The sequence below is a fragment of the Tenuifilum thalassicum genome (assembly GCF_013265555.1).
In the GTDB taxonomy this organism is placed as follows: Bacteria; Bacteroidota; Bacteroidia; order Bacteroidales; family Tenuifilaceae; genus Tenuifilum; species Tenuifilum thalassicum.
Map to the genome: position 1 here is coordinate 2,698,022 of NZ_CP041345.1, position 23,244 is coordinate 2,721,265.

A 23,244-nucleotide genomic window follows, 5' to 3' on the forward strand; every position below is an offset into this window, starting at 1 on the left:
TGAGATCCCTCGACTTCGCCCGGGATGACAAAGAGCAAACATCAGCCCCTCTCACCCACCTTCCTTAGCGCAAAAGCATAGGCGCCAACAGCCACAGCATGGCTTGTGCCAAGGCGCGAGAGTCCCACTCCTATGCGTTTTAAGGGGTCGTATTGAACGGTACGATCAGAAAAAGGCACTTTTATCGTTTTTTCTTGGCCAGCAAGAAACTCCCCAAGTTGATGGTCATCTTCCAGGTCAAATGCCTTGATTTCTAGCCTATCGACCTTAGCTCCATCGGTACGAGAGATAGTACCATTTAGCTGCTCCATTAGGGCAGGGCCAATGTACTTCCAAGCGTTGGACAAACCGCCGCCAATCACCACCAGCGAATCGGTAAGCGTAACTGCATTGGCAATGGCATCGCCTACCACCACGCCAAGTGTTTGAAATGCAAGACGAGCAGCTATCATATCGCCTTCGCGACTACCCTCGGCAACCTCGAAAATCTCCTTCGGACTTAATTGATCTGAATGCTTGCTTTTACAATAATTATGGTAAACACGTTGAACAGCTCTGATGCTAGCACCCTCTTCAGCAAAGCAATCGGGGTCGATAGCATTACGAACAAGCCAAATCTCGGCGCCAGCAGAATTATCACCTATAAACAAATCACCATCAGTCACCAGCCCAGCACCAAAGCCAGTTCCTAAGGTAATGCCCAACAAGTGACGGAATCGTTTTTGGCTACCCGATTTCGCAAGGATATCATTCACATAAGGCAGAAAACCAGCTATCGATTCTCCATACGCGAACAAATCGCCATCATTATTAATAAAAACAGGGAGTTTAAAATGTTCCTCGAGCATTGGTCCAAGAGCAACACCTCCCCTGAAAGCAGGGAGGTTGCCTAAATCGCCTATTATACCGTTGGGATAATCGGCAGGACCAGGAAATGCGAAACTAATGGCAACAGGCTTTTCAGTTAGCTTATCGATTAGCGCTTCGAATCCCTCAATAATACCTTTCAAGCACTTATCAAGATCATCGCCATTACTTGGAAGAGTAATTGGATCACCCAACCTATCCATACCTCTCATGGCCGTGAACACAAAATTGGTGCCGCCAGCATCAAGCGTTAGAACTATTCTTTTATCACTTCTATAATCCATCACTCTTGAACTTTAGGTTTAACCAAGGTAAGCAGTGCTATAAAACCAATGCCTATCAAAGGAACAATAAAACCGAACCTGACGCTTGTTGCATCGGCCAACAGACCCATAAGCGGAGGGATAAAAGCGCCACCAGCAATAGCCGTTACCATGAGACCCGAAATCTCATTTGCACGTTCGGGCATTGAATCAACTGTTATGGAGAAGATAAGCGGGAAAATATTAGCAAAGCCGAGTCCAGTAAGGAAAACACCAACCAGTGTTATCACACGATTATCGACAAAAACAAGTAGTAATCCTAGGATTGATAAAGCAACTGTTAATCGGAAAAAGGTGCGTGGTTTCATCCAGGTAAGAATTACGGAACCCAAAAATCGTCCCGATAGAATTGCAATAAAGAAAAAGGCATTACCAAGCAAACCCCAAGTTTTTAAATCGATGCCATAATGTGAGCTAAGCAGGATTGGCACCCCTGAGCTAAGACAAATCTCTATACCCACATATACAAAAATGCCAAGCACCATTAACAGTATAAATCGGTTTGACAAAAGGCTAAAACAGCTTCTAAATGTTGCGGGGCTATCGGTCTTCTGCTCTTCAATCTTCGTAAATCCAATTATAATCAGAGTGATTAGTAGCGATGCTACATAAACAGGGAAAAGCACTTTCCAATCCATTCCCATCCATTTGGCTGCAGCAAATGGTATAAGCGACCCCGAGAGAGAGCCTATTGCCTTGATAAACTGTCCAAAACTCAAATTACGGGAATACTTTCCCGGTTCCGACACATCGCGCATTATCGGATTTCCGGCCACTTGCAATATGGCTGCACCTGCACCAAGAAGCAATATCGTAAGCAAAAATAGCGCATAGCTGCTCAGCCCAAAGAGAGGTAGAATTAAACCTAGTAACGCAATGGCAAGACCAAGCATCAACACAAACTTTTTGCCTGTACGATCTTGTACCAGTCCCATAGGTACCGATAGTAGTCCAAACATGATAAATCCCATAAAGGCTATAAGCTGCGCCTCAAAATTCGATAGGGCAAATTGTTCTTTAGCAAGGCCAACAAAAGGCCCCACAGCATCGCCAAATCCCATACATAGGAAGGCTAACAAAATGGCAAATGTTTTACGATTCATATGGTTTAGGTTTAGTTTGATATTTTAGTTCGACTTTAGCATAGATGATTCCCGGATTTTTACCTTTACTGGTATTTCAACTACTCCAGTTGTTTTACTATTACTACCTGTTTCCATTAGTTCCTGCAGAATGCCAAAAGCTTTACTGCAGATTTTAGCAATAGGCTGTTCAACAGCTGTTACCGACGGTTTGATTATTGAGAAGTAGGGCATATCATCAAAACAAACCAATCCCAGCTCATTTGGTACTTTCACATTCTTAGCAGAAAGGTATTGTAGTACAGCTGTGGCAATATTATTATTTACAGCAAAAAGGCAATCGGGCTTAAAGCGTTTGGCTTCAATGCCATTCAAAAGATTAACTACATCCGATTGAACGCTATGGAAGCCCACTTCATGGACAGCATACTCCAGATTTTCGTTCTTAAAGACCTCAACAAAACCCTCGATTCGCTCAGCAACGGATGAAATATGGTTTGTTGAAAGACCAATGACCAAAGGATTCTGAAATCCCTGCTCAACAAGATGTCGAGCTAGCATTCTCCCACCCTTACGGTTCGCACCCACAACTGCACTTAACGTGTTATTACCCAAATGCCTATCGATAAGCACGAGTGGTGTTCCACCATCATTTATAGCATTAAGCCAATCGGTCTTATCCTGCGACGAGGATACCACCAACCCATCAACCTGTCGGTTTCGTAGCATTGTAATTAAACTCTTCTCCTTTTCAACATCCTCATCGGTGCTACAAATAAAAACGCTATATCCTTGAGCCGTTGCTAAATCCTCGAATTCACGGGCCAGATTTGCATAAAAAGCATTAGAGATATCGGAAACCACCAGCCCAATGGTTCTTGTTTTTCCCGTACGTAAGCTGCGAGCAGTTTGGTTTGGCCGATAGTTTAGCTCGTGTACAGCCACAAACACCCTATCACAGGTTTGTTTCGAGATACCATACCTTTCAGCCTTACCATTTAGAACAAGCGACACTAGCGTTTTTGAAACGCCAACGCGCTGAGCAATATCATCAAGAGTTACTCGACCAGCCATAATAAAATGTTTGCTGATGTAAATATAAGAATTTATCTAAATCGATTTAGTTTTAGTGGGGATTTTTTGCTAGGAGAATATGAGGAAGTTAGAAGAAGTTAGAGGAAGTTAGAAGAATGAGTCGGAATGAATCGGAAATAATCGGAAGGTAGCGGAAGTTTATTGTCATGCCGAGCGTAGTCGAGGCATCTCTGGTAGAGGAATATGAGGAAGTTAGAAGAAGTTAAATGAAGTTAGAGGAAGTTAGATGAATGATTCGGATGATTCGGAATGATTCGGAATGATTCGGAAATATTCGGAAGGAGTCGGAAGCCTTTTGTCATGCCGAGCGTAGTCGAGGCATCTCTTGTTGAAGAATATAAAATTAGAGGAATGACACGGAATGATTCGGAAATAATCGGAATATGTCGACTAGGACTGGTCACAATAAATTGGGCAATTAATCCTGCCCAACTATTGAACTACTTTATGTTTTATACAATTAAAAGTCTTAATCAAATTAGGTCCCCACATTGCTCAGCGAAGTCTGTGACTACGTCGGCCATAAATAGCGGTCTGTCTTCGGCGAACTCGCCAAAAAAACAGTTCGGTTCCTGACCGCGTAACATCCTATCAGCAAGTTTTCCATTTAGGGTAAATGTAAACTATTTCGAGCAGACCATCCATACCCGCACTATTACGTGCACTTGAGCACAGGTAATCCTCAGGTTTTTCAACAATTCTTGCGCGCACTGGATTATTATGCATGTATTCCAGTTTTGCAGTATGAAATCATTTGAGTACACTATTCCGGCATGGTTCTAGAGCGTCCAGAACTGAAAAAACTTGTTCCGGGAATGACGGTTAGCGTTAAAGCCAAAACAATTTAGCATCCACTCCCTACGGCTCTCTTTGCCATCCATTATAGTGCTTATAATGCTTTTGGCAGTAAACTTCTTTAAATCCCTCAGCGTTTCGCTCAGGTGCCCGTCAGGGATGTTGGCAATTAGATGGGTATGGTTCGACATAATTTTACGTAGCCAAATACCTTTAACCCTTTGTTTTCCTGCTAGAACCTTAAACTATCGATAACAATATCCCGATAGATTGGCCGCGTAAAGGCGTCTATCCCATCCACCACCTGCAAGGTTAAGTAGTAAAGTGCGGTTTGATCTGCAATTTAGTAACCCATTGACATAATGACACGTTAACAAATTTTGTTAAAATAATAATGGATGAATAATGGATGGAAAGTTTAATTTAGCGCGGTCAGGAGATCGCTACTTAGTAACGGCGTAGATACGCTTCGCTAATCCATGCCGAGCAAGGGGACAGGGCTATGCACCCACAGACGGTTTTTGATTTTTTTGTTAATATACAAAAGGGGACTTTGTTGTTCCAGCTTACGTTTTTTTTTGGACTTCAGAAAAGGCAAAATAACTTGCTCAACGATAATAAGACCAGATTCCCTTCTCATAATTTGAAATTTAAAAGTGAAAAAAAAAATCGAAGTTTTAAAAAAATCTTATAATTTTGAAACAGCTACCCACGAAGGCGGGTTTAGTTCAACATTGTGTATAATGCACTGTGATGTGGTAATCTGAAACTACTTTGCGTCTAATCAAAATGCAAAATTTAAAAATTTTGGTTTTTCTGGAGTAAGTTAAAACAAAAATTAGTAAATTTAATTCACAGTTAGTGGGAAAGTGGTCACTCCGTAGGAAATTAGACACACAGCATTAACACATAACATTGTAGGGTATTAAAACAATTTTAATAGGTAAAATAATGGAAAAAATAATAATTAAAAACTTTGGACCTATTGATAATGTTGAATTATCAATTAAACCATTTATGGTATTTATTGGACCGCAAGCAAGTGGGAAAAGTACAATAAGTAAAAGCATTTACTTTTTCAAATCTCTAAGAAATGATATTTTAAAATATTTTATTGAAATTATTGATACAGGAAACTATGACAAACCATTAGGTAATATAGGAAAACGAATTAGAACAAAATTTTTAAATTTCTTTGGACCTACTGCACATACTGATGATTTTTATTTACATTACGAATTTGGAAACAATAAAGCTCTATCAATAAATCTTCGTGGAAGGTATGTAAATCAAATATTCAATCTAGAATTTAAAAGAATTTAGACAAATATTATCATATATAAAAAATTCTCTTAGCGAATCTTTTAAAAGAAATCAAAAATTTCTATCTTCAAGTGAACTTTTAAAAATTGAGCAAAAAAAGAAAAATGCATTAAATGAAATAGAATTTCTTGTTAACAAACTATTTGAAGACGATAAGGATTTATTGTTTATTCCTGCTGGGCGTAGTCTTCTTTCAACTCTTTCAGACCACTCAATATGTTCATCCTTATAAATTGGATTATCTAATGCAAGCATTTATTGATAGAATAAATGCCACAAAACCATTATTTAATAAAAGTCTAGATGAATTAATTGAAGATAAGAAATATCTAACAAATGAAAACATAAAATACGGTTATGTGAAAAGTGCCAAAAGAGTTATTGAAAAAATTCTAAAAATTAAATATGTTAATGAATTAGATGGAGAAAAATTATATGTTTCAAATAAAAAATACGTAAAAATCAATTACTCTTCTTCCGGTCAACAAGAATCTATTTGGATATTAAATCTAATTTTTCTTTCTCTTTTAAATAATAATAAAATGTTTATTGTATTTGAAGAACCTGAAGCTCATTTATACCCTGTTGCTCAAAAAGATATTATTGATTTAATAGCTATATTATTTAACGCTTTAAAATCGCAAATTATTATTACAACACATAGTCCATATATTCTTTCAGCAATTAATAATTTATTATATGCAGATGTTTTGAGTAAAAAAGGAAAAAACGTAGGCGAAATTATTGATTATAAAACAATAGTCAATTATGAAAAATTAACAGCTTTTTCAGTTAATAATGGTCTATTAAATACAATAATAGACAAAGAAACAAATATGATACAAAGTGAAGTCATTGATGATGTTTCTAGTATTTTAAACAATATATTTAATAAACTTTTTGAATTGGATGACTAATGGATTGCAATAACCTGAGAAATAAAAACTTCGCTATTTGTGATAATCATACAACTTTTGTTGCAAAAGAAAATAAGAGAGAGTACAGGCTCGAAAATAGTTTACGTAAGAAAATTTGTAAGATAAGATTAGATAATGGATATATAACTGAAGAAAACGTTGCTAAATGTGACTTTGGATTTTTAGTATGTGATGATATGTATATGATTTTGGTTGAGTTGAAAGGTTCTGATTTTATTCACGCTGTTGAACAAATAAGCTCAACAATACAACTAATGAATAGAGAACTTGAAAACCAAAGTGTATCGGCAAGAATAGTTTTATCTAAAATGCAATTACCTAACATTGAAAACAATCCCAAGTTTCTAAAACTAAAAAAAATGATTAAATTAAAAAAAGGCAATATTAAATACAAGTCAAGAATATTATCAGAAAATATTTATTGAATAAAAGGTCTAAAATAAATAGGACTACTACGGGCTGCAAGAACCAGCGATGAGTCGGTGTTGAACTACACCAGATGGGTATAGGGCTATGCACTTAATGACGGTTTTATATATTTTTTGCAGTTGAAATTTTGATGTGGACTTTGTTGTTCCAGCTTAAGTTTTTTTTTTGGACTTCAGAAAAGGCAAAATAACTTGCTCAACGATAATAAGACCAGATTCCTTTCTCATAATTTGAAATTTAAAAGTGAAAAAAAATCGAAGTTTTAAAAAAATCTTATAATTTGAAATAGCACCCACAAAGGTGGGTTAAGTCAACAAAGTATATTTTTGGGCAGTTGCAGTTCTTTGAATAATTCAAATCAAACCAAAAGTGTTTTAACTTGACAGGAAAGTGTTTTAAAATTCTAAACGTTTAATATACTAACTATTGAAATGCATATGAAAAAAATCACCATATATCGTCCACAAGAGAGTTTTAACAAGTACTGTTCTTACAAAATATTAGTTGGGAATAGTGTTTTGACCGAATTGAAAAATGGCGAGAGAAAAATCATTGAAATTCCAGATGAGTTAGAGAATAAAACATTAAAAGCAAAAATGCAATGGTGTGGAAGTGGGGAAATTGAATTGAATAAATTGACCGAAAACGAGACGATAAAAGTTAGCGGGAATGAATTTTTTAATAGGACATTGATATCAGTTGGTGCTATATTTCCCATTTTGGGCTTATCCTTTACAATGAAAAATCAAAATGAACTTCTAAAATACGTTGGAATTGGGGTTTTTGATATTGCTACTCATCGGGTTAATTGGCACAATTACCATCTGGAAAGACAAGTGGCTTAAAGTTGAAAAATCATAGATTTTCATTGCAAATGCAACTCTAGGGGCATTTGATTTGGGTATATGAAAGTCTAAAAATTCAAGAACTAGGGAGAAAAGGCTTCCTTTCCCCCATTGTTTCTGAAGATTTAGAGTTATTTTTCCCCTATCAAACAAACATTCAAAAATTTTGTCTGAATCAAAGATTACAATACCCCCTACTTTCTAAACTTTCTGATAAACTCTTCAACCTCAGGCACACCGCCCTGGTAAATAAGGTATCCGTTGTATGGTTCGCGTAGCGTAATCTCGTCGTTGATTGGGGTTAGCATCAGGCGTTTCACCTCCTCGGGGTCGTCGGTTTGGCCAAGCACCCAGCCTAGCTTAATGTACGCGGTTTCGGGAAGCATGTTTTCTGCAGGGATAATCCCTTTAGCCATCAGGTCGCGACCTGTGTCATAAACGTACATGTGGGCGTAGCCCCAAAGGGTTTGAACGGTCATGAACATATGAACACCCTTCTTCTTAGCACGCTCAATGGCTGAGTATAACGGTTTATTTACATGCCCCAATCCAGTACCTGCAATAATTATTCCCCTATAACCATTATCGACCAACGAGTCTATTATATCGGGCTGCATGTTTGGGTAGTAGTAAACTATGGAGACCTTCTCCTCAAAGTAGGGCAAGACTTTCACCTTTCGGTCCTTTCTGCGGTGGTTATAGGTCTCTTTAATGGGTTTTATGCCATCCTTTAGGTTTACTGTGGCAAGAGGCGTATCGCCAATGGTGCGGAAGGTGCTGCGATATGAGCTGTGCATTTTCCGAACGCGAGTACCGCGATGCAAAAAGCCATACTCATCGGAAGTTGGGCCAAACATGCAAACCATAACCTCGGCAATGTCGGAATGACCTGCAGTGTATGCGGCATGCATAAGGTTAAGGGCCGCATCGCTACTTGGACGGTCGCTACTGCGCTGCGAACCAACCAGCACAATGGGGACGGGTGGATTCTGGACCATAAAGGTTAGTGCTGCCGCAGTATGGCTCAACGTATCGGTACCATGACCAATGATAATTCCATCAATCCCATTCTCTATCTCCTTTCCTATTGCCACAGCAAGAGCCTTATACTGTTCAGGTCCCATGTTTTCGCTAAAAACAGCAAATAGCTTCTCGGTTGTCAGGTTGCAGATATCGGCAAGCTCAGGGACTGCCCCGTAAAGTTCACCAGGTGAGAAAGCAGGGATAACCGCTCCGGTTCGGTAATCGAGGCGCGATGCAATGGTACCTCCCGTTCCAAGAAGCTTTACGTTAGGCAGGTTGGGCGTATATGGAAATTCCTTTTCTGGAATCTTATAGGTTGCCTTATAGTATCCAACCTCTTTCATTGATTTAATGGTAAAAATATCGATACCGATATTGTAGCCAGTTGCAATTTTCAGAACGATATGCGTATCATCGTCGTTTTCGGCTCGGGGTAGCACCGTTCCCTGAAATTCACCACGAGATGTATCAATTATAGCCTTTCCCCATACCCTCACGTTAAATTTTTTCAGCACCTCAAGTGCACGTCCTTTATATCCTTGAAAAATATCTTCCATTTTCTCTTTTTTATTCGGGTTGATAGTTTTGGTTAACCTATTCGTTCCTTTATCCTTGAGTATAGCTCAGCGGGGTCGATATTGCCCAGTGCCTGTTTATGGAGCTGTCCCATTACCCAGTTTACCACATTTTCAGGCCTGTCCTTCTTGGCAATCTTAATCTCCTTAAATTTTTCCACCAGGTAATCAACTGGAGCAAGTAGTTCATCAGCTGTTCTACGCTTAAAGTTGATACTTGTAAGCACAGAGTTAAAATCCATATTAGGATGCTGATAAATAACAGGCAGCATCAGCTTAGCAAGGGAATGGTGAATTTTATTATCTTTCAAGAATCGGAATAGGTCCACCAGCTTATGGTAGGTAAAATCGTTATGCATTGGATATTTCCCTTCAATCCGTTTTAACCTGTGGCCAAATAGAGCCCCAACAAATCGTGGTGGAAATCCCAAAGCAACAATCTCCTCAATTACTGGCACCAAATTTCGACGCAAGATGTAAGCATGAGAATCCTCGGGGATTTGCATTTGTGCAAGCTGCTGATACCGTGTCCAAATATCAACTGGCAATCCCTCACGTAGCTTCTCGATGTACTTTTCATCAAGCGGTATAGGGGCTGAATCGGTATCGGGGTACATTCGGTCGGCGCCAGGAAGAACTCGTTCAAACAGCGTTGTTCCATCGGGTAATGGACGGCGCGTTTCGCGAGGAACACCATCGAAAGCCATACGGCAGCGCTCATCAATGGTTTCCAACGCTGTAGGGATATCCTCATCAGGTCCCCAGATTAGAGCTATAGCATCGTTAGGCGAAGCCTTAAGCAGAGCAGCCAGCTTAGTAGCATCGTTTTCCGATAGCGGATCGTTCAAATCCTCATCACTGGTAATATTTGGCCTTTCGATGCAGGCTATTACCTTTAACCTATCGGATAGCTCATTGGTAAAACACTTGCCAGGTTGAGTGAAATGCGAGAGTATTCCATGGAATTCGGGAAGCGCAATTGCAACAACCTTATAACCTTTTTCAGCAAAACCAATAGCATTTGCATGCTCTAGACTAAGCGAATAGGGATCAACCTCTGCATGTCGCATTTCCCACTTTTGGGGATCGGGAACGCGTTCTAGCAATAGTTTTTTGATATGTAGTAACGCCCATTGTCTGAAACATTCGTTATGGGAAAGTTCGGGCAGCCATTTATTGTGCGATACACCTTTGATCTCAACTCTAGTTCCGCCCTCACAGCTTACATTGGTATCCTGTCGGGCAGCGCCAATTCCTGTCCGAACCTTGCCAGTACTTCTATTCAGGAATCGGATATAGTCGGCAGCCTCGCGAAGTTCATCGGGATTAAGGCATTGCGGATGGGTAACGGTTTCGATAAGGGGCATTCCTAACCTATCGGTTTTGTAAATTCGCTTATGACCAATATCAGAGATTTCGCGGCATGCATCCTCCTCAATGCTAAGCTGTATCAATCCAACCTTTTTATTTTTTAGCTGAATTTCTCCCTCAACACCAAGAATTGCTGTTCGTTGAAAACCAGTTGGGATTGATCCGTCGAGATACTGTTTTCGGGTGATATGCACCTCGCCCACTATGTTTAGCTTGCAAAGCAGCGAGATTTCCAAAGCAATTTCAAGAGCCTCACGGTTTATAGGGAAAGGTGGGGTATCGTCTATCTCGTAGGTGCAGGTTGTTTTGTTGTTTATCCGATAGGTTATCTCCTTACGTGTTTTGAACTCCATTAGAGCCGTGCCATCGTACTCGCCCATTTCGCTAAGCGTTGGACGCATATGGCGAATAATCTCGGCATGGTAATCGTTGTCGCCATGATAAACACCTGCTGGACAACGACAGAATAGCTTTTGCTTTGTTTTAAGTTGCTGATGAACCTCAAGTCCCGACTTAAAACCAATACGATCATAATCGCTTTGGGTTGCTTTGGCACGGGGAACATAGCCAATTGCTTTCATGGTATCCCGGTAGTTCTTGTGCGGGTCGAAATGCTTACCGGGTGTTTTCTTTTGGGTCATTTTAGCTGGTTGTGTGAGTTGGTTAACAAACTTCTAAGTTAAAAAACTAAGTCGAATTACCAAACAGAAACACGATTCCAAAGCGAAGAAGATTATCCAGAAATTGCTAAATTTTATTTAACATAAACGCAGTTGTGGTATAATTTTTGTTAATTTATTAGTGTTTTTCTGGTTTTTCAAATGTTTTATACCTATCTAAAATCAAATCTAAAACCTAACCAAGATGTAATTTAAAAACAAAAACCGCCCGAAAGGGCGGTTTATTTTTATTGGTAAGCCTAATCGTTATTCAGGACTAACTGGCTCTACAGGGTTTTTCTTTTTATTCTCAGTAAACATAAGCCCAACCATCATAAAAATTGCAGATATTGCTATTACCTGGATGACTAATGATTTACTCACAAAGGGAAGCAACAAAGAGCTATCGATTGAAAGGAAAAGCAGTATTGTTATTAATCCGCGAGGGGCAACAAAAAGCAAAGGTTTAAGAGGTAGTCCTGAGATTTTTAGCTGAACAACTCTAAATAAAACAACCGATGCAACAATACCTAACGCCCAGTAAAAGGTTTCGGCATTCAACAGCTCCGAGGTTTCTATAAGAAATCCAAATACGATGAAGAAAAGCGACCTCACCAGGAATGTAGCCTCAGTTGTGAGCTCCTTAAAGCGTTTAACCTCGTCGTCTAGCTCCTCGGGATGAAAACGTTCGGCCCAACGCTTTTGCTTAATCTTTTCATGGTTACCAAGAGCCAAGCCAAAGATTAGTATGAAAATAAGCGAAGGAAGATGATAAAGCTCTGAAAGAGCATAAATCAGAATTATTAAAACTATGATGGGGACAAATTTAATGTGATGTTCAATTTTGCTAAGAAGTAGCGACAACCCAATAGTAGCAACTATTGAAATTATCACCATTAATAAAATCTGTAATAAAAAGCTACCAACTGTAAGCAGGTTGATAACCTGATTTAAGGCGATAAAATTAAAAAAGAGTATGCCCAGGCTATCGGAAAAGCTACTCTCGTAAACAATAAACTCCTTGGTAAATTTCGACTGGTTCATCACACTTGGTATGGCAACCGCACTACTTATCACGCAAAAGGGGATTGCGTTAATAAGGCTGTTCTTAAACGAATAGTGTCCTAATATGTAAAAAAGCAAAGCAAGGAAAAATGCAAGCACAACCATCGATATTAGCGCACCAAGAAACGATTTTCGCACGCAGGTCAATTTCGACTTATTCATTTCAAGTTCCAAGGAGCTGTCTAAAACAATTAGGATTAGACCTATAGTGCCAAGAACAGGCAAAACAGTTGATAAATCGGGCACTTCGATATCCAAAATAAAGGTAACTTCTCGCACAATCCAACCAAGTACAAGCAGGAGGATAACGGATGGTATTTTTGTGTGCGATGTGGTAAAATCGAATAGGTAAGCCAAAAGGATAAGGCTACAAAATACTATAATAATCGTAAAAGTCATATCAAACCATTAATTATTAAACAAATAAAGCCTAATAAATTTGATGCCCTATCACCAAAAGTAATCTATTTAACTAATATTAGCAAGAGGTTAAGCGAGGTGAGAAGAGAAACTCCCCCAAAAATTATTCTAAGGATAATACAGGAATTTTTTAAACTAATGGGTCATGGATATTAGATCTAATTAATTTTGTAAATATTGATTTAATCGATAATATTGGTTTATGCAAAGAAGACAGGGCCAAAATATTTTTATAAAAGCTCTACTTTTTCTTCTACTGATTTTGTATGGGCCTGTTGGCTATTCTCACAATTATACCATACAAAAGTACAGCTTAAATGGTAGAACAAAAGTTTCGGGCGATGAGCAATGGGCCAAGGCTGGGGACCGACTCAACCATCCGTTTATTGTACTTGTTACCGACTCAACAGGAACAGCAGCACCTGGCATTAAGGTAAGTTTTGAGGTTGTGCGCACACCTGTAGGGGCCAAGGATGCTTACCTGGAAAGGTATGAGGTTTATACAAACAGTTCTGGTCTAGCACGCACCACTCTTCATCTTGGGGAATTAGAAGGCGAATATCAGGTTGTGGCTCGTGTAAAAACTAGCAACCCGCAGTCGTTTGTTATTTTCACAGCATACGCCTATGCAAGCAACTGGGCGTTGATGCTATTCGTTGGCCTACTAGGTGGGCTAGCCATCTTTTTTATTGGTTTAAAACAGATGAGTAAGGGATTGCGTCATGGCATTGCCAATAAGCTACGAGTAATCCTGCTTAGAATGTCAAGAAACAAGTATGTGGCTACTCTTTTTGGAGCTTTTGCTACAATTGTTACCCAATCGAGCAGTGCAACCACAGTAATGCTAATAGGATTCGTACAATCCAAACTGCTGAGGTTTGAGCAAACAATAGGAATGATTCTTGGTGCAGCTATAGGTACAACCATTACCGTTCAGCTAATCTCATTCAAACTTGCCGATTACTCTCTTCTAATTGTTGCCCTAGGCTTTGGTATGGTTGTCTTTACTAAAAAACAGGTTCATAAGAGTATAGGAGAAACGCTAATTGGTTTTGGACTAATATTCTATGGTATGCACCTTATGTCGGGAGCGATGTCGCCATTAAAGCACTACGAACCCTTCCTTATGGTTATCGAGAATGTACAGCAGCCCCTGTTGGGAGTAGTTGTGGGCACTTTACTTACCGCGCTGGTTCAAAGTAGCGCAGCATTTATAGGTATAGTTTTGGCGATGTGTACTCAGGGGCTTATCTCCCTAGAGGGCTCTATTCCTTTACTTATGGGGGCAAATTTAGGAACCACCATTACGGGAATTATTGCATCGTTTGCAACAGGTCGCGAAGCTAAAAAAGTTGCCCTAGCCTATGCGGTATTCAAATTCATTGGAATACTCCTTTTATTCTGGCTCATTGAGCCATTTGCCAACCTTGTTCGTTTATTCACACCCGACATAATTGACCCAACTTCTGGAACATTTGTAACAAACATAGGCAGGCAGGTAGCAAATGCGCACACCATTTATAATGTTATTCTCACTTTAATTGTATTGCCTTTTACAAAAACCTTCGCAAAAATAGTGGACTGGGTTATTCCCATTTTCCCTGAAAAACGTGAGCCATATAAGGTTCAATTCATCGACACCAACCTGCTGCAGTCACCAACCATTGCCATTGAGGTATCGAGGCAAGAGCTTGTGGGCATGGCAAAATTAGTGCAATCAATGCTTGATGATAGCATTAGACTATTTATTGACAAAAACCCTTCTACAATTGATACCATTCACGAAAAGGAGAACCACATAAACTTTTTACGCGATAAGCTAAATGATTATCTTCTAAAAATTAGTCACTCCGATATTAATGAAAAGGAGGTAGATAGCGTTTTTAAGGTGATGTTTGCCACAAAAGAGTTGGAACAGATTGGCGACATCATTTCGAAGAATATTCTTGAAAAGGGGAAATGGTGGCTCGGTGCGGGTTTAGAGTTTTCGCATGAGGGAAAGGAGGAACTTATTGAGTTTCATCGGCTAACCCAAAAGCAGCTAAAACGTGCAATAGATATTTTAAGTACGTTTAATTTGGATATTGCTCGAAAACAGCTTCGCAAGTACGAACACTACAAGCAGGTTGGCATTGAACTTGAACGAAGCCATTTTGATAGGCTGAAACAGGCTATAAATAAATCGATAGCGAGTTCAAAGACGCATTTGGAGCTGGTTAGCCTGTACCGAATTATTGGTAGCCATGCCAATAACATTGCACGTATTATGATAGGAGAAAATTAAAAAAGGCTGCCCCAAACAGAGACAGCCTTCAAACCTGATTCGAAAACTATTAATTCATACGCTTATTAAACTCCTCTACTCCCTTATCAAGAAATTCGATAAAAGCCTCAACGTCCAAATCATAGCCTTTTGGCTCAATGAGAGGCTTCTCATCGTTATCAAGTAGCACATAGTAAGGCTGACCATTAACGTTAAAACGTGTTGCCTGGAAATCGGCGTTTATCTTACCTATGGTTTTCTTAACCTTACCATCGCGCTCCGATGTAATCCACTCGCTCTCTGGCAGTTCAGTTCTATCGTCAACATAAAGCGCAACAATAATGTAATCGCGACGGAGGCGCTCTAAAACCCGAGGGTCGCTCCATACTTGCGATTCCATCACCTTACAATTAGCACAGGTATGCCCAACAAAATCGATAAATAGTGGCTTTTTCTTTTCGCGAGCGCAGTTTAGGGCTTGCTCATAATCAAAATATCCTTGGAGTCCATGGGGCAAATGCAAAAAGTCGGCATACTTAGGTTCATCGCATAACGAGTTCCTATCATCGGCATTAACCACAACGTTAACATTTGCATTGCTTGCCATGTTAAAGCTTTGGCTGCTTTCTGGAGGTAAAAGCCCAGATATTGTTTTTAGTGGAGCACCAAAGAGGCCTGGTAATAGATAAAACACAAAGGCAAAACTTGCAATGGCAAGGAATAGGCGGAATACACCAATATGTTGCAAATCGGAGTCGAACTTGAATTTAATTTTACCTAACAGGTAAAGCCCTAGAAGTGTGAATATCGACATCCAAATTGCTATGTAACCCTCACGGCTAACAAGGTCAAGCTGGTATCCCTGGTCGATGGTAAGGATGAATTTTAGTGAGAATGCCAACACGATGAATCCCAAGAATACTTTCACGGAGTTCATCCACCCACCACTACGAGGTAGTGAGTTAAGCCATGAAGGGAAGATTGCAAAGAGTGTGAATGGGATTGAGAATGCCAATGAGAATCCAAACATGCCAATAATAGGCTTTGCCCCCAACCCCGATGCAGCTTCAACAAGCAAAGCACCAACAATAGGGCCAACGCACGAAAGGCTAACTATTACAGTTGTTAATGCAAGGAAAAAAGAACCAATCAGTCCACCTCTATCGGCCTTGCTATCGGTTTTATTGGCAAGATTACCAGGTAACACAATCTCGAACAGGCCAAAAAACGATGCTGCAAATGCTATAAACAGTAAAAAGAAAATGGTGTTAGTTATCCAATGCGAAGTTAGTGTATTGGCAAAATCGGAGCCAAGGTTGAAAAGAGAAACGAGCAGACCTAATGATGTATAGATTGCAACAATCGAAATACCAAACACAAAGGCATTAAGAATTGCATTTGCCCTATTTTGTTGCTTGCCCATAAAGAACGATACGGTCATAGGAATCATAGGGAACACACAAGGTGTTAGCAATCCAGCCAGACCTGCAGCAAACGATACTAAAAAGAACCACCACATCGACTCCTCTTCTTTGGGAGACTCTTCAGCTGGGACTTCTTCTGAAGCTTTCTTTTCTTTTATTTTATCAGGTGATAATTTATCGGTTTCAACTAGTTCGCTGTTATCGGTAGTTACCTCCTGCTCATCTTTTGAAACCTTCGCATCGGCTTTTGCAACCGTTGACATTGATTTTTCAAGGTAGATACACTTGTCGGCGTAGCAAGCCTGAAACTCAACGTTTATATTGATATTTGCCTCATTAGCAGTTACTTCAATGAGCTGCGAAAACTTTGCTTCATCTTCAAAGTATGCAAGGTCTAGGTTAAAAACATCATCATGTTCGGTTTTGCTTTTGGTTATCTCTTTTAATTCACCAATCAGCTTATAACCTTGAGGATTTTCGAAGGTAAATGTGGTAGGAAGAGGTCCCCCTTCGGGTAGTTTTGTTGAATACAAATGCCATCCCTCGTCTATTTGAGCATTTATTATCACCTCAAACTTATTGGCTTCAACCTTTTTGGTAGTTGCCGACCACCTTACAGGGTCATCCATTTGGGCGCTTGCAATGCTTACTGAAAGTAATCCAATAGTAGCAAGGCTCAAAAACTTAAGCAATACTTTTTTCCTCATTGTTTACAATTTTGTGTTTGTGCAAATATACTCTTTTTAATATATCTAGATTTTAAAATATAACCTTGGTTTAATATGCTGTACCAAATTCAGAGCCGAAGCAAAAAGGAAACATTAAAATTTAAGGGCGAACAAATCACTAACAATATCAAACTTTCTAATATTGAGACAAATAACAACTACCTCTCTTTTCTTTTCATCAAATGCTGAACCAGGGCATAAACCAAGGATAGCAATGCCATAAAAGCAGATATGTTGCCTAGATAATCGCCATGGTTAGCATAGTAGGTAACTTTATTGTTAGCAAGAATGGTTCCTTTCAGCGTACCACGTTTCCACCAGCCAAGCGAGTCAATGATTTCGCCTCGTTGATTAATTAATGCTGAAATTCCGGTATTAGCAGACCGCGCAATTGACCTCCGCATTTCAATGGCTCGTATTCTCGACATGGAAAGATGCTGTCTGTAACCAGGAGTATCTCCCCACCAACCATCGTTAGTGATAACAAACAGTAGGTTTGCTCCATTTTTTATGTAGCCCGATACAAACTCACCAAACACCGACTCGTAGCAAATAATAGGGCCAACTCCAAATTTATCATCTAACGATTTGAACACTCCCCTATCGGGCTGAGTTCCTAAGCTTCCGGTAATTCCACCTAAATCAATCGATAGTTTTTCGAGAAACTTAAGGTATTGAGGATATGGCATCATCTCAACACCAACAACCAGTTTCGATTTATGGTAAATAGGTAAGCCAAACGAAGTATCAACCTGAATGGCAGAGTTATACCTATCGTAATAGTAGCGGTTGTCGTAAGGTAACTTTCGAGCCGTGGGCGAAGTTTGCTCACCTGGTTCATACAGCTTTAATGATATCAATCCCGTTACCCACATTGCATTTGGGTGACGATTAACAAAATCCTTAATTCGAAGGATACTTCCATTTTCTGCTACCTGATGTTCCCATATGCGGTCGTCAATGGCCGTTTCGGGGCAAACCACATAGCTAACGGTGCTATCGATACTTTCTTCTGCTAGATTTAGCATGATATCCATCTGCTGGTCGTTGGTAAGCCCGCTAAACTTTTCGTTGTAAGGATCGATGTTGGGTTGAACCACAACGACATTGACCGGCTCGCCCTTCTCTTCGTAGCTGTAAAACAGGTATAAGGAAAGAGCAAAGGGGATTGCAAAAAACAGGAGGACATCGGAAAAGAACCAGGCAATTCGTCCATAAACCTTTTCAAGGTAGGCAGTAATCTGAGATATAATGAAAAAGTTAACTACCAAAATCCACAAAGAACCACCTAAAACACCTGTAAACTCATACCACTGAATAACCATAGGATGATTGCCTAGGCTATTCCCAAGTGTTAGCCAAGGCCAAGCAACTTCTGAGTTGTGAAAAAACTGCTCCCAGGCTAGCCAAAGGGTTACAAATGCAAAAGCACCAATGGTTTTAGATGTATTTATGTGTACGAAATGATAGATGCTAAAAACCAGTGTCATTAAAAATGAGGTAATTAACACAGCAAGGATGGCACCAATCAAAGTGGCGTTATATATCCACCAGGTTGATAGAATGTTCCAAGTAAAAAAGGCCAGAAACACATAGCCAATGGTTTTCCAAAAGCCAGCCTTTTGCTCAACTAACCTGTAGTACGACACAAAAAGAGGCACCAGCGCAAAAAAGATGGTGTAGCTAGGTAGTCCCTCATACCAAGGTAAGGCTAACAGAATACCCGAAAGCAACATTAAAAAAACGTGCGATTTGAATAGCTTGGTAAAAAACATGGCCTGTGTTTTTAGAATAACATGTTGTAAAGATACAGATTTAGGTTTAACGTAAACTGGTAAATGAGTAAATTTGAAACAAAATAAAGAGTTAAAGCTATGCAAAATTCAGAATATCGACCTTATGTTGCAGGTGAGTTTGTAGAAACTAACGAGCGCTACGAAGTTAGATGTCCTTGGGATAACAGCTTAATAGCCAAAGTCCACCTGGCCGGAAATAAAGAGTTGGAACAAGCCATTGTAGCAGCGGAAAAAGCTAAAAGGGCCATGGCTAAACTATCATCTTATGAAAAGTATGAGATACTGATGAGCATAGCAAATGGGATTAAAGCAAAACGCGAGGCCTTTGCCAGAACATTGGCATTAGAAGCCTGCAAACCCCTCAAACTTGCACTTGGAGAGGTTGATAGGGCCATACAAACATTTATTGTAGCAGCCGAAGAAGCTAAACGTCCCCTTTCCGAAGCCATTAAGCTCGACTGGACACCTGCTGGTAAAGGGAAAGAGGGAATTGTTAAATATTTTCCAGTTGGAATTGTAGCCGGAATATCGCCTTTTAACTTTCCGCTAAATCTTAGCGTTCATAAGATTGCTCCAGCCATAGCAGCAGGTTGCCCTATTGTGTTAAAGCCCGCACGTAAAACCCCACTCTCTGCGCTAATGCTTGCTGAGGTGATAAACAATACAAATATTCCCAATGGTGGCATTTCAATACTTCCAACCGATAGGAATACAGGAAACAACATGGTTACCGATTCACGTTTTTCGCTTCTCTCATTTACTGGTTCCCCGCAAGTTGGATGGGCTATGAAAAAACAGGCAGGTAAAAAACGTGTCCTGCTGGAACTCGGTGGCAACGCAGGTGTTATTGTTGCACCATCAGCTGATATCGATTTAGCTGTTACCAAATGTGTTAGCGGTGCATTTGCCTATTCGGGCCAGGTGTGTATTCACACCCAGCGTATCTATGTTCACAGGTCTATCTTTGATAGTTTTATGGAGAAGTTCATTGATGGTGCTTCTAAGCTAAAAAATGGACACCCGCTAAGCGAGGAAACCGATTTATCGTCGATGATAGATGAGATGAATGCAGCAAGAGTTGAAGCGTGGGTAAGCGAAGCCATAAACGATGGAGCAAAAGTGCTTTTGGGAGGAAAACGCGAAGGAACATACTTTCCACCTACTGTTCTTACAAACACCAAGCAAGAAATGAAAGTATGTTCGCTTGAGGTTTTTGGACCCGTGGTTACAGTCGAACCATACGACACTTTTGAAGGGGCTATTGAATATTTAAACCATTCGGAATATGGTCTTCAAGCGGGTGTCTTTACAAATCAAATCGACGAAATGAATAAAGCATACAACGAGCTAGAAGTTGGAGGGGTTATCATAAACGATGTCCCAACATTTAGAGTTGACCATATGCCTTATGGTGGAATCAAAAACTCTGGGTTTGGGCGAGAGGGCATTAAATATGCCATGATAGAAATGATGGAGCCAAAATTATTGGTAAAGCCATTTGAGTAGTTTAACAAAACTTGAGAATTTGAGAATTATTTTTTGCCAAACATTTTCCAAATATTGGTATCTTTGCCCGCATTATGAATGAATCGGCAATGCTTTTAATTCTACTTATCAAAGGGATTATTATTGGGTTAGCAGCAAGTATTCCACTAGGGCCTATTGGTGTGATATGTATTCAACGTACCATCAATAAAGGCAGAACAAGCGGATTTCTTTCGGGGCTTGGGGCTGCCACAGCCGATACCATTTTTGCAGCAATTGCAGGTTTCAGCCTTTCGTTCATAATTAGTTTCATTAAAGAGCAACAAACCATAATTGAGATTGTTGGAGGTGTTATTGTTGTACTACTAGGCATTAAAATATTTCAAACCAATCCAATCTCACAGCTAAAAAGGCAAAAGAGGAGGAAAAACAGCCTTTTTGAGGATTTTGTTTCTGTCCTATTCCTTACTGGCAGTAATCCTTTGGCCGTTTTTCTTTTTATTGCGCTATTTGCCACGGCAGGTATTATTACCGACGATCAGAGCATGTGGCTTAACTTTATTGCGCTAGCAGGAGTATTCTTGGGGGCAGCCCTATGGTGGTATGTCCTCTCGTCGTTGGTTAACCATTTCCGCAAGCACTTTAGGCTAAAGCAACTGTGGTGGATAAACAAAGTCTCGGGTGTTGTAATTTTTGTTTTAGGGGGATTGGCAATTATCAATGTAATCCAAAGGTTGATATTTTAAATTTAGTTTTATAAGGTTTTATAGTCGTCCCTACGGGACTAATATTGTCATTGGCTCTTTGCCTCTACCATAAGAACGTCCCTGCGGGACTTAAAATTCAAAAAGCTTCAATTAATTCTTGTACTTACCCTAACTTGGTTGCAGATTAATATCTAATGTTTATAACTCCGTAGAGTGACCAAATGATAGCAATGAAGTATAGAATATAAAGCAATAGTTCCGTAGGAACGGCCTTGGTTTGTTACCATAGCAACTTATTCAATAAAAGTAAAGTTCTCGCTAGTGGCTAAAGCTGGTTTTAAATGGATTTAGCTACTTTTGATGTCAATTCTTTTATCATTCTTTTGCTTATTGGAATTTACGTTCCTTTTATGTTTTAACTAACTTTGAACGGTTTTGAAGAAGGCGAGAAAAAAGAAAAGCCCATTAGTAAGGGCGTTATTTATTGCATTTGGTATAATTTCTTTTGGGCTTGGAGTAATTGGCATTTTCTTACCATTACTACCAACTACTCCATTCATGTTGCTTAGCGCTTTTCTTTTTTTACGTAGCTCCGACAAACTTTACTTATGGTTAGTAAACCATCGAATATTCGGTAAATATATTCACGACTACATGGAGAATCGCTCCATCCCAAAGCGGGTAAAATGGTTTACTCTGATTCTGTTATGGTCAACCATACTAGCCAGCATTTCAACGCTTAATGTAAACAACTATATTCGAGGTTTACTGCTATTGGTAGCAATTGGTGTAACCGTTCATGTTGTTAAACTTCGGAATAGCCATCCAGACTAACGACCGCTTCGTTCAATGGCATCCTCTACCACCATGGTAAAAAAATCACGCATATTCATCCCAGTGGCCCTCACCTGTTGTGGAACTATACTTGCAGCGCTCATTCCTGGTACAGTATTAATCTCAAGGAAATAGATATTTTCGTCCCTGACAATATAATCGACCCTTACTATTCCTTTACACTGCAAACGGTCATATATTTTAGAGGAAAAATTCTGTATTCGCTCTTTTAGCTGGTCAGGAATTTGAGCGGGTGTTATTTCCTGTGACTTGTTAAGATACTTGGCGTCGTAATCAAAAAATTCGGTTTCTGGAATAATTTCAGTAACGGGTAAAACAATTTCGTTCTTGGCTCCTTTAAAAACTCCGCATGTCAGCTCCCTTCCTGAAATAAATTCTTCAACAATCACAAACTCATCCTCAGTAAAAGCCTTATCAATAGCAGGTGCTAAATCATCTATTGTTTTAACCTTTGTGACACCGTAGCTGCTTCCACTCTCATTGGGCTTTACAAAAACAGGAAGTCCTAACTTTTCAACTATCTCTTCGGGGACATAATTTTCGCCTCGTTTTATGATTACATCTTTTGCTAATGATACACCAGTTGCAACAACAAGCTCTTTACTGAAATACTTATTAAAAGTGACAGCGGAGTTCATTACGCCACCAGTGGTGTAAGGAATTTTAAGCATTTGGAAGTAAGCCTGCAGCAATCCGTTCTCACCTGGTGTGCCATGTATGGCAATTAAAGCGCAATCGAATGCTATTCTCTTTCCATTAATTGTTACCGTAAAATCATTTTTATCGATAGGAAGAGGATTTTCACCAGGCTGCTCTAAACTCCAACTATTCCCCTTAACTATTATTTTAAAAGCGTTAAAACGCTCAGGATCGAGCCAGCCCGCAATTTGGGTTGCGCTTTGCAAGGAAATATTAGCTTCGGAGGAATCGCCTCCAGCCATGATAGCTATGTTAAGTTTGCTGCTCATGATTCACAAATATTTATTAATGCAAAGCTGCATGAAATTTTTCTCATTGGCAAATGTTAGTTTACTAGGATAAGAGATGCCGCTACAACACTGGGCAAAATAATACGATTGGCTAGAACTAAAATCAACTCTCTTATCACCGCATACAAAAAAGAAAGATATTATGCTTGTGAGGTGATGGCTCACTATAAAAACCTTTCTAATCTGA

The 23,244-nt window shown here is 39.6% G+C and carries 19 protein-coding genes; 8 read left to right on the plus strand and 11 right to left on the minus strand.

Translation table 11 applies throughout. The features are described from left to right. Positions 1–41: 41 nt before the first annotated feature. The 5 genes from FHG85_RS11170 to FHG85_RS13225 all read right to left on the minus strand — a co-directional run bounded on the left by FHG85_RS11170 (position 42) and on the right by FHG85_RS13225 (position 4,353). Positions 42–1,151 carry an ROK family protein gene (locus FHG85_RS11170; RefSeq protein WP_173075912.1) on the minus strand — a complete coding sequence of 370 codons (1,110 nt, stop codon included), beginning with the start codon at positions 1,149–1,151 and terminating at the stop codon, positions 42–44. Then, positions 1,151–2,293 (minus strand): MFS transporter, encoded by a 1,143-nt coding sequence (locus FHG85_RS11175; RefSeq protein ID WP_173075914.1) that lies wholly within the window; start codon positions 2,291–2,293, stop codon positions 1,151–1,153. The genes FHG85_RS11170 and FHG85_RS11175 overlap by 1 nt, the downstream gene beginning before the upstream one ends. 24 nt (positions 2,294–2,317) lie before the next feature. Then, complete coding sequence (locus FHG85_RS11180) at positions 2,318–3,346, minus strand: LacI family DNA-binding transcriptional regulator (RefSeq protein ID WP_173075916.1); 1,029 nt, start codon at positions 3,344–3,346, stop codon at positions 2,318–2,320. 612 nt (positions 3,347–3,958) lie between these two features. Then, entirely contained in the window at positions 3,959–4,093 is a 135-nt protein-coding gene (locus FHG85_RS13330; protein ID WP_262886942.1) for a hypothetical protein, read from the minus strand. A gap of 53 nt (positions 4,094–4,146) precedes the next feature. Next, positions 4,147–4,353 (minus strand): hypothetical protein, encoded by a 207-nt coding sequence (locus FHG85_RS13225; protein WP_220429206.1) that lies wholly within the window; start codon positions 4,351–4,353, stop codon positions 4,147–4,149. A gap of 760 nt (positions 4,354–5,113) precedes the next feature. Here FHG85_RS13225 and FHG85_RS11190 point away from each other — a divergent pair. The 4 genes from FHG85_RS11190 to FHG85_RS11205 all read left to right on the plus strand — a co-directional run bounded on the left by FHG85_RS11190 (position 5,114) and on the right by FHG85_RS11205 (position 7,697). After that, on the plus strand, positions 5,114–5,485 hold the full coding sequence (locus FHG85_RS11190; RefSeq protein WP_173075918.1) for an AAA family ATPase: 372 nt from the start codon (positions 5,114–5,116) through the stop codon (positions 5,483–5,485). Positions 5,486–5,730: 245 nt separating this feature from the next. Continuing rightward, positions 5,731–6,402 (plus strand): AAA family ATPase, encoded by a 672-nt coding sequence (locus tag FHG85_RS11195; protein WP_173075920.1) that lies wholly within the window; start codon positions 5,731–5,733, stop codon positions 6,400–6,402. Next, positions 6,402–6,848: a hypothetical protein gene (locus FHG85_RS11200; RefSeq protein WP_173075922.1), complete on the plus strand. Its 447-nt coding sequence runs from the start codon at positions 6,402–6,404 to the stop codon at positions 6,846–6,848. The genes FHG85_RS11195 and FHG85_RS11200 overlap by 1 nt, the downstream gene beginning before the upstream one ends. A 441-nt stretch (positions 6,849–7,289) precedes the next feature. Continuing rightward, positions 7,290–7,697: a hypothetical protein gene (locus FHG85_RS11205; RefSeq protein ID WP_220429207.1), complete on the plus strand. Its 408-nt coding sequence runs from the start codon at positions 7,290–7,292 to the stop codon at positions 7,695–7,697. A gap of 194 nt (positions 7,698–7,891) precedes the next feature. Here FHG85_RS11205 and gatD read toward each other — a convergent pair whose 3' ends face one another. The 3 genes from gatD to FHG85_RS11220 all read right to left on the minus strand — a co-directional run bounded on the left by gatD (position 7,892) and on the right by FHG85_RS11220 (position 12,789). Next, positions 7,892–9,277, minus strand: coding sequence for a Glu-tRNA(Gln) amidotransferase subunit GatD (gatD, locus tag FHG85_RS11210; RefSeq protein WP_173075924.1), 1,386 nt, complete (start codon positions 9,275–9,277; stop codon positions 7,892–7,894). A 32-nt stretch (positions 9,278–9,309) separates the two neighbouring features. After that, on the minus strand, positions 9,310–11,307 hold the full coding sequence (gene gatE, locus FHG85_RS11215) for a Glu-tRNA(Gln) amidotransferase subunit GatE (protein WP_173075926.1): 1,998 nt from the start codon (positions 11,305–11,307) through the stop codon (positions 9,310–9,312). A gap of 285 nt (positions 11,308–11,592) precedes the next feature. After that, on the minus strand, positions 11,593–12,789 hold the full coding sequence (locus FHG85_RS11220; protein WP_173075928.1) for a cation:proton antiporter: 1,197 nt from the start codon (positions 12,787–12,789) through the stop codon (positions 11,593–11,595). A 223-nt stretch (positions 12,790–13,012) separates the two neighbouring features. Here FHG85_RS11220 and FHG85_RS11225 point away from each other — a divergent pair, with 223 nt between their 5' ends. Beyond that, positions 13,013–15,094 carry a Na/Pi symporter gene (locus FHG85_RS11225; protein WP_173075930.1) on the plus strand — a complete coding sequence of 694 codons (2,082 nt, stop codon included), beginning with the start codon at positions 13,013–13,015 and terminating at the stop codon, positions 15,092–15,094. A 49-nt stretch (positions 15,095–15,143) separates the two neighbouring features. Here FHG85_RS11225 and FHG85_RS11230 read toward each other — a convergent pair whose 3' ends face one another. Further along, a complete protein-coding gene (locus FHG85_RS11230) occupies positions 15,144–17,204 on the minus strand; it encodes a protein-disulfide reductase DsbD family protein (RefSeq protein WP_173075932.1) in 2,061 nt (686 codons plus the stop codon). 179 nt (positions 17,205–17,383) lie between these two features. Beyond that, on the minus strand, positions 17,384–19,000 hold the full coding sequence (gene lnt / locus FHG85_RS11235; protein ID WP_173075934.1) for an apolipoprotein N-acyltransferase: 1,617 nt from the start codon (positions 18,998–19,000) through the stop codon (positions 17,384–17,386). Between the two features lie 99 nt (positions 19,001–19,099). On the opposite strand from lnt, the gene FHG85_RS11240 reads away from it, so the two are divergent. From FHG85_RS11240 to FHG85_RS11250, 3 genes are all read left to right on the plus strand, one after another. Then, the gene (locus tag FHG85_RS11240; protein ID WP_173075936.1) at positions 19,100–20,527 is read left to right on the plus strand and encodes an aldehyde dehydrogenase family protein; all 1,428 of its coding nucleotides are present in this window, start codon (positions 19,100–19,102) and stop codon (positions 20,525–20,527) included. A 74-nt stretch (positions 20,528–20,601) separates the two neighbouring features. Continuing rightward, positions 20,602–21,252 (plus strand): LysE family translocator, encoded by a 651-nt coding sequence (locus tag FHG85_RS11245; protein WP_220429208.1) that lies wholly within the window; start codon positions 20,602–20,604, stop codon positions 21,250–21,252. 396 nt (positions 21,253–21,648) lie between these two features. Further along, positions 21,649–22,047, plus strand: a complete 399-nt coding sequence (locus FHG85_RS11250; protein ID WP_246249214.1) for a YbaN family protein — start codon at positions 21,649–21,651, stop codon at positions 22,045–22,047. Here FHG85_RS11250 and FHG85_RS11255 read toward each other — a convergent pair. After that, positions 22,044–23,036, minus strand: coding sequence for a D-alanine--D-alanine ligase (locus FHG85_RS11255; protein ID WP_173075938.1), 993 nt, complete (start codon positions 23,034–23,036; stop codon positions 22,044–22,046). The genes FHG85_RS11250 and FHG85_RS11255 overlap by 4 nt on opposite strands. Positions 23,037–23,244: the final 208 nt, after the last annotated feature.